We start from the raw sequence: 12,787 nt of genomic DNA on the forward strand, positions 1-12,787 counted from the left end.
CATAACAGGAACACTATTGCCGCGCAACGCCGCAGAGGCAGGTGACACATGTGCAATGATTATCGGCTGATGGTGGATGTCGCCTCGATCGTCGAGGATTTCGCCGATCTCAAGATCAAGATCCGCTTCAGCGAAGGCGCGCCGAACGTTGGGCCGCGCGAGGATATCAAGATAACGGATCCAGGGCCGATTGTTCGCCCTGTCGACGGAGCGAGCGGCGAGGCCGATCTGGTTCAGCGCCGGTGGAGCTGGCCCGGACAAAACAAGCGGCCGGTTTACAACTTCCGCTCGGACGGCCGCGAGTTCGCCTCGAACCGCTGCCTGATCCCGGCCGATGGCTTTTATGAATTCACCGACCCGACGGAGAAGGGCAAGAAGCGCAAGGACAAGTGGCTCTTCACCAAGCGCGACGAGCCAATCTTCTGCATCGCCGGGATCTGGCGCGAGACAAACGATGTCGGCGAGGCGTTCACCATGCTTACGATGGAACCCGGTCCGGACATCGCCCCGTATCACGATCGGCAGATCGTAGTCCTTGAGCGCAAGGATTGGGCGAGCTGGCTTGATCCGTCGGTGTCCGCTAAATCCCTGATAAAGCCGCTTCAGGCCGGGACGCTGGTGGTCGAGCAGGTCGGGTGATGCGAGGTAGCGCCAGCGCAGTGACACTGGCAGGCGGCCGTTCACGCCGTTGACGTTATCGGTCGCAATTCTCATGGATCACAGATCCGGCAGGACCTGGTCGGCCCGTCCCCATCCCGAAAGAGCCTTCGACGCGGCGCGCTTCTTCAACTCGGTCGCATTGGCGACATGGAAATGGGAGGGGGCATCGATCGTCTTCATTTCCGCCCAGGTGATGGGCGCCGCGACCGGGGCGCCCGGCCGCGACCTGGCGCTGTACGGCATGATTGCCGTCGCGCCACGCTGGTTGCGCAGATAATCGACGAAGATCCGTCCCTTCCGTTTCGCCTTCGACAACACGGCGGTGAAGTGGCTTGGATCGCTCTGTGCGACCGCCTGAGCCAGTCTGGAGGCGAAATCCTTCACCTGAGGCCATTCGGCCCTGGGCGTGAGCGGCGCGATAACATGCACGCCCTTGCCGCCCGTCAGCATCGGAAAGGTCGTCAGCCCCAGTGATTTGAGGATATCCCGGAACTGGAACGCGGCGGCACGCACAGCCTCGAAATCCAGCCCCTCGTCTGGGTCGAGATCAAACACCAGGCGGTCGGCCTTCTCGACGTCTTCGATGCGCGCTCCCCAGCCATGGAATTCGATGGTTCCCATCTGGACACAGGTCATCAGCCCCTCGGCATCGTCGACGTAAAGGTAGGGTTCCTCATGACCGTCCTTTTCAGTGATCCCGACATGATGGACGTTGTCGCCGAAGCTGCCGGCGTCATGCTTCTGGAAGAAACACTTCTTCGCTCGGCCCTGCGGGCAACGAACAAGGCTGATCGGCCTGCCGCCGGCCCAGGGAAGCATGATAGAGGCGACGTCGGCGTAATAATCGGCAAGTTGTCCCTTGGTGATGTTGGATTCGGGGTAGATGACGCGGCCGCGGTTGCTGATCGCGACCGTGCTTGTCGCCGGCGGTGGCAGCGTCGCTGTGCGGTGTTCCGTCTCAAGCACGACGGCTTCCGGCTTCTTGTCCTCGCGCAGCCCGAGATAGCTTGGATGGCGCAGCGTCCCTTCATTGGTCATCTCGGTGTAGGCTATCTCGGCGACGAGCTTCGGACGCAGCCAGTGCGCGCCGCGAATCTCCGCGCGCGGTGCTGCGACCGTGGCGGCCTTCTGCTCCAGCGGCGCCATAATCCTCATGAGCCGCGCCATCTCGGCGGTATCGAAACCGGTTCCGACCTTGCCGGCAAAGCGTAGCTTTCCGCCGTCATGGACGCCAAGGATCAGCGATCGAAACGCGCGATCCTTGTCCGACGGCGTCCAGCCGACGAGCACGAATTCCTGGCGTTTGATGCACTTGATCTTCAGCCAGCTTCCATCGCGGGCGCCGACATAGTCCGAATCCGCCAACTTCGAGATAACCCCCTCGAGGCCGGCGTCGCAGAAGCGGTTCAGCAATTCTTCGCCGCGGCCCTGGATATGATCGGAGTAGCGAAGGATGGGACTCTTCGCCGGCAGGATTTCCTTCAGTTTCTCCTTTCGCTCCAGGAGCGGACGTTTCGTCAGGTCGTCGCCGTCGAGCTGGAGCAGGTCGAAGGCATAAAAATCGATGCTCGCGGGGTCGCCCTTCAAAGCGTTCTGGAGAGCCTGGAAACTCGATCGCCCCTCGGCGTCCATGACAACGGCCTCTCCGTCGATGAGCGCGGAGCGCACCTTGAGCTTGCGAGCCTCCGAGAGGATAGAGGGGAAGCGGCCGGACCAGTTCAGGCCGGAGCGCGTATAGGCGCGCGCCTCTCCGCCGCCCACGGCGACGAGAATGCGGTAGCCGTCGTATTTCATTTCGTGGATCCAGCGATCGCCGGCGGGGACGGTGTCCACCAGCTTTGCGAGCTGGACCGGCCGGAACGCAGGTGGCGTGAGATTGGTCGCGCGGCGCGGGGCTGGCTTGGCAGGGCGAGTGGAAGACACTTCGATTGTGGGCCGACGCGACGCTGACTTACTCACCTGACCTCGCTCTGACGAAACTCAATTGCCCGATGCGTCATTCGCAATCCGCGGCCTATTTCTTCAGTTTCTCCGCGGCGGCATTGAGCTTGTCTCGATCATTGCCGACCCGCTTGATGAGGGCCCCGGCCTGCTCTCTGCTGATGCCGTGCTTGCGGGCAAAATAATTGACCTCGTAGCCTTCACCGCCGGAGACCTGCCGACGGTCGGCGCCGCCTCGCTTGGATTTGTCGTCTGCCATTGTCCTCTCCCTGTTTTAGACGGCCGCGTCGTCTCGATGTTCGACCTGTAACGCTTTGGCGCGGCATGCGATCCTGAGCCGGGCAAGAAATTCCGCGTTTCACCTGAAGTCGCGCGTCTTGACCTTGATGTTGTCGATGTGAAGGTCGGGAATGTAGATGTCGCGGCTGCGCAGCCCCTTGGGTGGCAGCTCGCGCGGGTCGGGTCCGGAGCCGCCATTGCGTACCTGGTCGCCGCGGGCGTGCGGCACGGGAAAGCTTCCCTCGCGCTCGCCGACGCTGGCCAGCTCGCCCGAGAGATCGACGATGCGTCTGGCGACAAGGTGAACGACTTCGCCCTCACGCTGGATGCGCCCTTGCACCGCGACCATGCCTGCCGACAGAACCGTGCGCCGGTGATGCTCGAACACTTTCGGCCAGACGACGAGATTCGCGATGCCGGTCTCGTCCTCGAGGGTGATGAACATCACCCCCTTGGCCGAGCCGGGGCGCTGCCGGACGAGCACCAGGCCTGCCGCTTCCAGCCATCGGCCGTCGCGCGCCTCCATCGCTTCGGCGCAGGAGACGATGCGGCGGCGGCGTAGGTCTTCGCGCAGGAAGGAGATCGGATGGCTGCGCAGCGTCAGGCCGATATGGCGGTAGTCTTCGACGACCTCACCGCCGGCCGTCATGGGCCGGAGCGCTACCGCCGGTTCGCTGACCTCTGGCAGCAGCTCTGCCTCACGGGCCGACGCGGCCGCGAACAGGGGCAGCGGCTCGTCGCGCAGCGCCTTGATTGCCCAGAGAGCCTCGCGTCTTGCGAGGCCAAACGCCGGCCGGAACGCGTCGGCCTCGGCGAGCTGGATGAGCGCTGTCTGCGGCACGCCGGCGCGGCGCCAGAGATCGTCGACAGAGGCGAAAGGCTGGTCGGCGCGCGTGGCGACGATCGTGCTCGCATGGACGTTTCCCAGGCCGCGCACCATGCGCAACCCGAGCCGCACGGCGAAGCGTCCGTCTTCGGCGACAGGCTCGAGCGTACAGTCCCAACGCGAGGCGTTGACGCAGGCCGGCCGGATCTCCACCCCGTGCGCGGCAGCGTCGCGCACGATCTGCGCCGGCGCGTAGAAGCCCATCGGCTGGCTGTTCAAGAGCGCCGCGCAGAACACGTCCGGGTGCCAGCATTTGAGCCAGGCCGAGGCATACGCGATCAGCGCGAAGGACGCGGCGTGACTCTCCGGAAAACCGTAGGAGCCGAAGCCTTCGAGCTGCTTGAAGGTCTGCTCGGCGAAGGCGCGTTCGTAGCCATTGTCCACCATGCCGTCGATCAGCTTCGTCTTGAACGACGAAACCCCGCCGGTGAACTTGAAGGTGGCCATCGATTTGCGCAGCATGTCCGCTTCGCCCGGTGTGAAGCCTGCGCATTCGATCGCCACCCGCATCGCCTGCTCCTGGAACAGCGGCACGCCGAGCGTCTTGCCGAGCACTTTTTCGAGCTCGGGCTTCGGGTAATGCACCGGCTCCAGCCCTTCCCGCCGGCGCAGATAGGGATGGACCATGTCGCCCTGGATCGGCCCGGGGCGCACGATCGCGACCTGCACCACCAGATCGTAAAAGGTCCTCGGCTTCAGCCGCGGCAGCATCGACATCTGCGCCCGGCTCTCGATCTGGAAGGTGCCGAGCGTATCGGCTTTCCTGATCATGGCGTAGGTGCGCGGATCCTCCGCGGGGATGGTGGCAAGGTCGAGCCGGATGTCCTTGTGCTCGGCGAGCAGATCGAGGCCTTTCTTCATGCAGGTCAGCATGCCGAGCGCCAGCACGTCGACCTTCATGAATTTCAGCGCATCGATATCGTCCTTGTCCCACTCGATCACCTGGCGGTCCTTCATGCTCGCCGGTTCGATCGGCACAAGATCGTCGAGACGGTCATGGGTGAGCACGAAGCCACCCGGATGCTGGCTGAGATGGCGCGGCGCGCCCATCAACTGGCGGGCAAGGTCGAGCGTCAGCCGCAGGCGGCGATCGGCGAGGTTGAGATTGAGTTCCGCGACGTGCCGCTCCTCGACGCCTTCTTCCGACCAGCCCCAGACTTGGCCGGATAGCGTGCGGATGAGATCCTCCGGCAGGCCGAGCGCCTTGCCGACGTCGCGCAGCGCGCCCTTGGTGCGGTAGCGCACGACCGTCGAGCACAGCGCCGCGTGGTCGCGGCCATAGGTGTCGAACACCCATTGCATGACGATCTCGCGTCGCTCATGCTCGAAATCGACGTCAATGTCGGGAGGCTCGCGGCGTTCTTCGGAGACAAAACGCTCGAAGAGAAGGTCGTTGCGGCCGGGGTCGATCGAGGTGATGCCGAGCACATAGCAGACCGCCGAGTTGGCGGCCGAGCCGCGGCCCTGACAAAGGATATCCTTCGACCGGGCGAAGCGCACGATCGAATTCACAGTCAGGAAGTAGGGCGCATAGTCGAGCTTCTCGATCAGCCGCAATTCGTGACGCAGCGACGCGACGACGCTGTCCGGTATCCCCTCGGGGTAGCGCGTGGCGGCGCCCTGCCAGGTCAGCTTTTCGAGCGCCTGCTGCGGCGTCAGTGAAGGATCGTCGCGCTCCTCCGGATATTGATAGGCAAGCTCGTCGAGCGAGAACCGGCAACGGTCGGCGATCTCGATCGTGCGCGCCAGCGCTTCGGGATAGCGCGCGAAAAGTCGATGCATTTCCTGCGGCGGCTTGAGGTAACGGTCGGCATGCCGCTCGCGGCGGTCGCCCAGCGCATCGATGGTGACGTTGTGCCGGATAGCAGTGACGACGTCCTGCAACATGCGGCGGCCTGGCTCGTGAAAGAGCACGTCGTTGGTGACGACCGTCGGCATCCTCATCTGAAAGGCAAGCGCCGCCAGCTCGTGAATGCGAAGCTGATCGTTGGGCCGGCGTCTGACCGACAGCGCCATATAGGCGCGATCGCCGAATGCCTCGCGCAGATGCCTGAGGCGCAGCGCCAAGGTCTCGTCGGCCAGATCGGGAAGGAGCACGGCGATAAGGCCTTCGCCATAGGCGACAACGTCGCTCCACTCCAGCCGGCATTTCGCCTTTCCGGCACGTCCCTTGCCGAGCGAGAGCAGCCGGCATAGCCGGGAATAGGCGTCGCGGTCCGTCGGATAGACGAGCAGCGACATGCCATCGGTGAGATCCAGCCGGCAGCCGACGATGAGGCGGACACCTGTCGTCCTCGCCGCCTCATGGGCGCGCACGATGCCGGCCAAGCTGTTGCGATCGGCGACGGCGAGCGCCTCGATACCCATAAGGGCCGCCTGCGAGGACAACTCCTCGGCGGAGGAGGCGCCGCGCAGGAAGCTGAAATGCGAGGTGACCTGCAGCTCGGCGTAACGGACGTCGCTCATCCGAACACCCCGTGCAAGAACCAGCGGTGCGAGCCCGTCGCCGCGTCCTCGCCGTCGCCGGCGCGATAGAGCCAGTACCGCTCGCCGGCGTCGTCCTCGACCCGGAAATAATCGCGCACCGCCGCAAGCTCGGCATCGCGCTTCCACCATTCGCCGAAGACCCGCTCCGGCCCGTCCGCGCGCTTCACGCGCCGGCGCACCCCGCGCCAGGTGAAGGACACCGGCGGATGATCGGGCAGCAGCGCCACCGTCTCGACCGGATCCGGCTGCGGCAGCAGGCGCGATGGCCGTGGCCAATGGCCGGGCCAGCTCGCGCCTGTATCGGGGGCGATCGCGGAGATCTTGGCAACCGAACGCTCCGGCACATCGCTAGCGACGGACGCCAGGCGGTAGATGGCGCGCTCGCCGACGCGGTTCATCAGCGTATCGATGAGGTCGGAGACGTCGGGCACGGTTTCTTCGACAAGGAAGCTCACGACCTGGCCGCGCTCCAGGGGCTCGGCCGCTGTCGTAGCCAGGATCATCGTCTCGATGCCGAAGCCCGGTGATATGGTCTCGACCTTGTCGCAAAGCAGCCTGGTCAGCCGCTTGGCATCGCGGACGGGCATCGCCATGCCGACACGGACCGCCTGCGCCTGGCTGTCGACTCGCTGGCAGATGAGATCGAGACGGCGCGCGCCAACGCCGCGCTGATCCATCAGGCTGCAGAGCTTGTCGACGAGCTTGCCGATGTAGCGCGCAATTGTCTCGGCCGCGCCGATCGGCTCGGCGAAGGCACGGCGGACTTCAACGATGTCCGGCGGGCGAACCGGGTCGATCGGCTCGGCTGTGTTGCCGAGGGCCTGATCGATGCGACGGCCGATCTCCGGGCCAAAACGCAAGGCAAGCGAAGCGCGGGGCTGTTTCAGGAGATCGCCGATCCGTTGGAAGCCGAGCCTGCGCAGCTCTGCCGCCGTCGAAGGCGCGATCCGCAGCGCCTCGAGCGTAAGCGGCTCGAGGATCGCTTGGCCGTGGCCAGCTGGCGCGATGCGGATGGCTTGGCCGCCATAGCGGGCCAGCGCATGCGCCGCGCCCCAGCTGTCGGCGATCGCGGCGCGGGCGACGATGCCGGACATCGCCAGACGCCCGACCATGCCCTCCAGCATCGCGGCCTCGCCGCCATGGAGATGGTCGGCCCCTGTCGTATCGATGACAATCCCGTCGGGAGGATCGGACGCCACGATCGGCGCAAATCGAAGCATCCAGACAGCGAGGCGCTCGAGCGCCTCGGCATCGGCTTGCGGCTCGGCGTCCTGGACCGCAAGGCTCGGCACCAGCACCTGCGCCTTCGTCACGGGCATGCCCGGGCGCAAGCCGGCTGCGAGCGCCGCGGCGTCGGCCGCAAGCACCACGCGCCGGTTTTTGTCGCGGCCGATCAGAACCAGCGGGGCCTCAGCCGGCGGCGCTGCGTCGCCGGCCTTCCGCCGCACCCGATCGGTGGGCCAGGTCGGCAGGAACAGAGAGACGACCCGTGCCATCGCACGCCTCCAATTCGAAATCGGCACTTTCGCCGGCGCGGGCGCGGATCAATTCGACCAGCCATCGGTGACGGCCGACGCCTGGTACCGGCAGCGGCGTCGAGGGCAGGACGGAGATGCGCCACCGCGTCATGGCGGCCGTCGGCTGGCCGAAATCGGCTGCCTCCGTCTGCCGTCGCCACCGCCGCAGCGCGATACCGATCGTGTGGGCTTCCTCGGCGGCGAGCTGCAGTCGCCGCGAAGCCGTCATGGTCAGGCGCGCGACCTCACCGACGACCGCACCCAGGCCGCCATGCCGGATGCCTTCTTCCATGCAGGCGAGGATTGTCTTGTCGTCGCCGGCCTCGACATAGATCACGCGGTCCGGTTTCAGGCCGGCCTGCGCCAGCGCCGGGGCGAACAGGTCTGGTCGAGTGATGCACCACAAGACCTTGCCGCGCGTGCGCGCCGCCACGCCGCCGGCGAACAGCGCCGCGGCCGCGCCGTCGATGGCGCCGTTGCCGCCGCCCGCGATTTCATGCAACGCACCGAGCGCCAGCCCGCCGCCCGGGAGCCGCGTATCCAATTCGGCGATGCCGAATGGAAGCACTGATCTGGCGCGTCGGCTCCGGCCCTGGATCTTCTCGATCCGCGCACGCAATGACTCTATGGCGGGCTCCGGCCGCAAGATGGTCGTTGACCTCCAGGAAAGCGTATATAAGCATGTTCTCTATTTGTTCTACGATTGAGCAGCGAGAGTCAAGTGGGTACGGCGCGGCTGTTTCCCATGACCGTTTATACCGGGAACCCGTCTTCTGGCGAAAGCGAACGGCAGCTTTGCGCCGCATATCTGCCGTAGGGCGTACGGCGGCGTTTTCCCGAAAGCAGACGTCGATCAAGGCAAGATTTGACGGCATCAATGCGCCAATTCCGGTCATCCGGACACATTCTGAAATTTCCCAACAGCCGCCGTTTTCAGTCGCGGTGACGATGCTTGGCCTGTGTTCCTGCCTCAGGCCGGGACAACTTGAGGGGCGAAGCCAGTTTCGATCACCTGCCTGCCAGCATCACCGTTAGCTACATGTAGAAGCTGTAACTGACCTGCGGCTTCTCGGTCGGACCGACATACTTCATTATGTCGCCGATCTTTTTCGCGCATTCGAGGGTAATGGGCAGCCGACCATCCATCTGGGTATTGTTCCAGTTCATCTTCGTGAGGCCGAGGATCTCCTCGCACAGGCTTTCCAGTGACGAGTCCTGTTCGCAGGCCGTGATCCTAAGCGGGGCAGGGACGTACATCCCAGGGTAGGTCTTGTAGAAATCGACCATTCCGCGCATGTAGAGGATACCTTCGTCTTCCGAAAGGCCTAGGAGCGTGCCCCCGTTTAGGCGGGTAGTTGTTATCGCCAAATAGGCGGATGTCGGTGTCGGTTATCGAGACGAAATCCTTGCTTCCGACGCCCTTCTCCTCCAACGCGCGCAGGAACCCTTCCCTTTCGCTATCACGGAAGTGGCTGGACTTATGGATCACGATACGGGCCGGCATATGCGCGAGCGCCTTGTCGTATTCTTCGAGTGCGTCGGTCAGAAGACGATAGGCCTGTTCGGCGGTGAGGTATGGGTGGCGGTTTTGCTTGTCAATGGATACCGGGGTACCGCGGAGAATGATCCCATGGCCGAATTCGTCGAAGACTTGGGCAAGGCTGGATGAAACGGTCTCGCCATCCCTGCTCTTGTAAAAGCCGATGCCAATGTAGCAGGAGCGGAGCTTCGCGGTGTCTTCGACGAGCCGCCAGGGGATAGTGCGATTACCTTTATAGTAGAGGGCGGTACAGAAATTCCAGGCCTTGGTAGCTGCGTCCTGCTGGTCTCCCACCTGTTTGGTTACCAGCATGGTTTTCTCCCGGATCAATTGCAGAGGCGTGCCCAGGTGCATGCACTTTGCCTTCAGAATGCGCCTGAAGTTATGTTCCAGATGGCTTGCTTCCTCGTCGTCGGGAAGCGACTGACAACACCGACCTCTGCGAATTTCCGCTGCAGCACATCCGCTCGGCATTGGCCGATCTGCGGCGTCTCGCGCATGAACCGATAGGCGATCGCCCCGCGGGCTGGGCCGCCGGCGATCAGTCGATTGGGGCTCTGTTCGAGCAGCCCGCCTCGTCTTTCGCCGCCTGGCGCGCCTTCACTGCGTGGAGCCAAGGCGATGATGAGGCCTATCGCACCTGGACGCAGACATTCAGGACACTGCAAGGCACTAGCCAATAGGCTCGCGGAAGTCCTAGCCTGACCGCTCGGCGCTGAGGCCTCTCCCCGTCCATTCGTCAATGACGGAATCCAAGGATTTCGCTCAACGCCGCATCCCCTTATCAGATCCTTGAGAAGGGAAGGATGCGGATGAAGCCGGATACATCGCAGTGGCGTGACCCACAGGCATATGCGTTCCTCAACGGCGCCGCAGCCGATGTGATCGCCTGGGAGTTCCTGCGACGCAATCCGCAGTATCAGCAGGACTTCGCCGCCTCCCGCTCTGCCAAGGCCATGCGCGCGTTGCGCAAACGCTGGGGTTTGCAGTTTCGCCGCCCGGCCTGATCAGTCCGCGGTCGAGCAGCCCGTCTATTGGGCGCCTGAGATCGACCCTGGGATCGTCAATCTTATCGAGGTTCCGCGCGATCTGCGCGCAGGGCAGGGCGGCGCCTATGACCTTCCGCTTGCCGGGGGCCGGCATGACGAGATCGGACTTCACGCACGTTCTTTGCTGGGCCGCACGCAACTGGCGCTTCTCGAGGATGCGCGGCCAGGTGAGCCGCTTGCCGCCGTAATTCCACTCGATGACATGGCGCACGAACGTCTCAAGGCGATCGAGCGGTTCATTCGCTCAATCCATAGGCAACACCTTCCCGACGCCCGCTTGACGGCGGCCCAGCGTCGCCGGCTCAGCCACATGCTTCGATGCCTGGATGGCCGCGACCAGAAGGCATCCCACTTCGAAGTCGCGACCACTTTGTTCGGCCGGCGGCTGGTCAGCGCCGCCGACTGGCATGACTCGGCTTTTCGATACCAGACTCATCGCCTAGTGCGCGATGGCCTGAGAATGGTCGAGCGCGGCTACCGCCAATTGTTGCGCGCGCGACGACGCCGTTCCTGAAGGACTTCCGCCCGCGGACCGGTCACCTCTTTGCGCTGTCCGGCGCGCGCTTTCGTCCTTGAGAGAGCGGTTCTTTGCGCCTCGCGCCAAGCCCTTGAATCAATTCCTGCACCTGATCGGGCATCCGTGACGGCTCGCATTGGGTTGGCCGAGGGGCACTCATATCCATCCTGACATAACGGCGCGAGCCGTCGTGTTACATTGGCCTGCAACTTCCTCGACTTCGCGGAAGCTTGGCATCAAATTAAGAGGAGAGATCACCACGACCAGGATCAATCGCCGCGCCTTGCTCGTGCACTCCAGCGCCGTTGTCCTTGCTTCGGCAGTGGCGAAAACAGCATGCGCCGCAGAGCCGCCGCCCAGCAAGTTACGGGCGCTAATCGAAGCTCACATGACGGCATATGCCGCGCTCGGCAGGGCTGTCCACGAGAAGGCTGCAAGCAGCAGTTACGACCGAGCCAGTCGAGACGAGGAGGGGGCGCTGCTGGCTATCTGCGCCTATCCTGCGGTCAGCCCGGACGATAGCGCGGCCAAAGCCCGGTATCTTTTGGAGATCGAGGCGCGCGGCGAGCTCGACCTGCCAGAGCACATGCAGGCTCTTCTTTATTCGACGATTTCGTAGCGATGAGACTTCCGAAGACGGTCATTGGCGGAATCACGATCAACGCCTTGCGACATCCGCTTTGCGCCCTCATGTCGGTCGTTCAGCCTGACCGGATCGATCTCAGAAGCGGCCGTTCGTTCATCCGGGCAAGTGGCCGCTCAGGAATAACTGGCTTCGGGACATTCCAGTCAGTCCACCTTCTGGGAGCGGTGCATCAGAAGCAGCCTCATAGATTGGAGCGAAGAACGCCGCTGGCGAGTGAGTACGGGAACGCGTTCCATTACCGCCGACGGCTTTGCGCCAGATGTCGGCCGCTTCAGAGCGGCCCTTAGGCCGACTTCTTGAGCTCCGTCACCTGAACGCCAAGACGGAATGCTTGACCGTCAGCATAGGAGCGAGCGTAATCCTCCGCCTCGAATGGGAAGGTCAAGGTGCTGCCATAGACGGTGACCCGTACCGCCCATTTGGCTTCTCGGATGATCTCGACAGAATGATGTTCGTGCGCAGCCATACTCTTCCCCTACGGCAAGCTGCATCATAGCGCCCAAAAAGATACTTTGCATACGAACAATTTGGGGGCGCGTACGAATTCATTTCGGCCTGAGCCTAATTGGACTCAATCCGGCGCTTTGGGCTAATGGGGCCCCGCCGTTTCGCAGGTACGGCGGGGCGCCCCTGAACCGGCGATGAAGGGACTATGCTCGCCGGCACACTCCAATGACCATCTCCGGAAGATGTTTCCGGCTCCGGACTTATGAATTGCCAGGCAAGACCTTTGTCTCAGGACCAATGCGACTGAGGGTCGAGGCTCGAGTCCTCGGGGAACAACGCACGCGTTTTGTAGTTCCCTGATCGGCCTGCCGCGTACGTTGCCACCTTGCGCACCCAGGCTACTCCAGCACCTGCCCGTCGGCTTCGGCCGGCGGGCTTTTTCACAATCTGTTACATTGAGCAAGACGCCCGAAACCTTCTTCACGCCGCTCCATTTCTGCTGAAGCGACGGCGATGGATGATGCGTGACGATGAAAACGGCGAAGACTTTCCGAACCAAGCCGAATTGCTAATCCCTCGCCTCGTCAAAGAGGCCGAAATTTCAGAAGAGCAGGCGCGGGAGTTAGTTGACCTGATCGGCACAGACTGGCCGTCCCTGCTTCGCGAGGCGCGCTTTCTGAAAGATCGACATTGATTCCGGCGGGAACATGCCAAGCGGATGCTCGGACGCGACGATAGCCTTTCGCTAGGTGTAAGCGTCGTGTCGGGCTCCGGAACCCGGAGCGCTCTCCCTCGGCTGCGGAGTCTACAAGGCCCGC

The 12,787-nt window shown here is 63.6% G+C and carries 12 protein-coding genes and 1 pseudogene; 5 read left to right on the top strand and 8 right to left on the bottom strand.

The annotated features are described in order from the left end of the window. Positions 1 to 48: 48 nt before the first annotated feature. Positions 49 to 639 (top strand): SOS response-associated peptidase, encoded by a 591-nt coding sequence (locus FJ471_RS14250; protein ID WP_140804009.1) that lies wholly within the window; start codon positions 49 to 51, stop codon positions 637 to 639. On the opposite strand, the pseudogene FJ471_RS35660 reads toward FJ471_RS14250, so the two are convergent. The 7 genes and pseudogenes from FJ471_RS35660 to FJ471_RS14285 form a co-directional block, all read right to left on the bottom strand. Next, positions 625 to 714 (bottom strand): annotated as a pseudogene (locus FJ471_RS35660) (exodeoxyribonuclease III); the annotation flags it as partial. The gene FJ471_RS14250 and the pseudogene FJ471_RS35660 sit on opposite strands and share 15 nt — an antisense overlap. A 3-nt stretch (positions 715 to 717) precedes the next feature. After that, the gene (ligD, locus tag FJ471_RS14260) at positions 718 to 2,619 is read right to left on the bottom strand and encodes a DNA ligase D (RefSeq protein WP_348643340.1); all 1,902 of its coding nucleotides are present in this window, start codon (positions 2,617 to 2,619) and stop codon (positions 718 to 720) included. A 55-nt stretch (positions 2,620 to 2,674) separates the two neighbouring features. Beyond that, positions 2,675 to 2,860, bottom strand: a complete 186-nt coding sequence (locus tag FJ471_RS14265) for a DUF3606 domain-containing protein (protein ID WP_140804011.1) — start codon at positions 2,858 to 2,860, stop codon at positions 2,675 to 2,677. A 99-nt stretch (positions 2,861 to 2,959) separates the two neighbouring features. Then, the gene (locus FJ471_RS14270; protein WP_140804013.1) at positions 2,960 to 6,232 is read right to left on the bottom strand and encodes an error-prone DNA polymerase; all 3,273 of its coding nucleotides are present in this window, start codon (positions 6,230 to 6,232) and stop codon (positions 2,960 to 2,962) included. Then, the gene (locus FJ471_RS14275) at positions 6,229 to 7,749 is read right to left on the bottom strand and encodes a DUF6504 family protein (RefSeq protein ID WP_140804015.1); all 1,521 of its coding nucleotides are present in this window, start codon (positions 7,747 to 7,749) and stop codon (positions 6,229 to 6,231) included. Before FJ471_RS14275 ends, FJ471_RS14270 begins: the two co-directional genes overlap by 4 nt. Then, a complete protein-coding gene (locus FJ471_RS14280) occupies positions 7,664 to 8,416 on the bottom strand; it encodes an ImuA family protein (RefSeq protein ID WP_140804016.1) in 753 nt (250 codons plus the stop codon). The genes FJ471_RS14275 and FJ471_RS14280 overlap by 86 nt, the downstream gene beginning before the upstream one ends. 588 nt (positions 8,417 to 9,004) lie before the next feature. Then, on the bottom strand, positions 9,005 to 9,664 hold the full coding sequence (locus FJ471_RS14285; RefSeq protein ID WP_210242023.1) for a hypothetical protein: 660 nt from the start codon (positions 9,662 to 9,664) through the stop codon (positions 9,005 to 9,007). Between the two features lie 458 nt (positions 9,665 to 10,122). On the opposite strand from FJ471_RS14285, the gene FJ471_RS14295 reads away from it, so the two are divergent. The 3 genes from FJ471_RS14295 to FJ471_RS35310 all read left to right on the top strand — a co-directional run bounded on the left by FJ471_RS14295 (position 10,123) and on the right by FJ471_RS35310 (position 11,495). Continuing rightward, positions 10,123 to 10,317, top strand: a complete 195-nt coding sequence (locus FJ471_RS14295; RefSeq protein ID WP_071070981.1) for a DUF6499 domain-containing protein — start codon at positions 10,123 to 10,125, stop codon at positions 10,315 to 10,317. Between the two features lie 163 nt (positions 10,318 to 10,480). Then, on the top strand, positions 10,481 to 10,873 hold the full coding sequence (locus FJ471_RS14300) for a DUF2285 domain-containing protein (RefSeq protein ID WP_246684720.1): 393 nt from the start codon (positions 10,481 to 10,483) through the stop codon (positions 10,871 to 10,873). A 391-nt stretch (positions 10,874 to 11,264) separates the two neighbouring features. After that, a complete protein-coding gene (locus FJ471_RS35310) occupies positions 11,265 to 11,495 on the top strand; it encodes a hypothetical protein (protein ID WP_246684721.1) in 231 nt (76 codons plus the stop codon). A 310-nt stretch (positions 11,496 to 11,805) separates the two neighbouring features. Here the strand turns inward: FJ471_RS35310 and FJ471_RS14310 are convergent, their stop codons facing one another. After that, entirely contained in the window at positions 11,806 to 11,988 is a 183-nt protein-coding gene (locus FJ471_RS14310) for a hypothetical protein (protein ID WP_140804020.1), read from the bottom strand. 501 nt (positions 11,989 to 12,489) lie between these two features. Between FJ471_RS14310 and FJ471_RS34775 the strand changes: the two genes are divergently transcribed. Continuing rightward, positions 12,490 to 12,663, top strand: a complete 174-nt coding sequence (locus tag FJ471_RS34775) for a hypothetical protein (RefSeq protein ID WP_181179391.1) — start codon at positions 12,490 to 12,492, stop codon at positions 12,661 to 12,663. Positions 12,664 to 12,787: the final 124 nt, after the last annotated feature.

It is taken from the genome of Mesorhizobium sp. B2-7-1, assembly GCF_006440735.1.
Classification (GTDB): Bacteria; Pseudomonadota; Alphaproteobacteria; order Rhizobiales; family Rhizobiaceae; genus Mesorhizobium.

Excerpts from the sequence above, each read along its gene's own strand:
- FJ471_RS14250 (WP_140804009.1), top strand. The coding sequence starts at position 49 with ATGTGCAATGATTATCGGCTGATGGTGGATGTCGCCTCGATCGTCGAG.
- FJ471_RS14265 (WP_140804011.1), bottom strand. The coding sequence starts at position 2,860 with ATGGCAGACGACAAATCCAAGCGAGGCGGCGCCGACCGTCGGCAGGTC.
- FJ471_RS14270 (WP_140804013.1), bottom strand. The coding sequence starts at position 6,232 with ATGAGCGACGTCCGTTACGCCGAGCTGCAGGTCACCTCGCATTTCAGC.
- FJ471_RS14275 (WP_140804015.1), bottom strand. The coding sequence starts at position 7,749 with ATGGCACGGGTCGTCTCTCTGTTCCTGCCGACCTGGCCCACCGATCGG.
- FJ471_RS14285 (WP_210242023.1), bottom strand. The coding sequence starts at position 9,664 with ATGCACCTGGGCACGCCTCTGCAATTGATCCGGGAGAAAACCATGCTG.
- FJ471_RS14295 (WP_071070981.1), top strand. The coding sequence starts at position 10,123 with ATGAAGCCGGATACATCGCAGTGGCGTGACCCACAGGCATATGCGTTC.
- FJ471_RS35310 (WP_246684721.1), top strand. The coding sequence starts at position 11,265 with ATGACGGCATATGCCGCGCTCGGCAGGGCTGTCCACGAGAAGGCTGCA.
- FJ471_RS14310 (WP_140804020.1), bottom strand. The coding sequence starts at position 11,988 with ATGGCTGCGCACGAACATCATTCTGTCGAGATCATCCGAGAAGCCAAA.
- FJ471_RS34775 (WP_181179391.1), top strand. The coding sequence starts at position 12,490 with ATGCGTGACGATGAAAACGGCGAAGACTTTCCGAACCAAGCCGAATTG.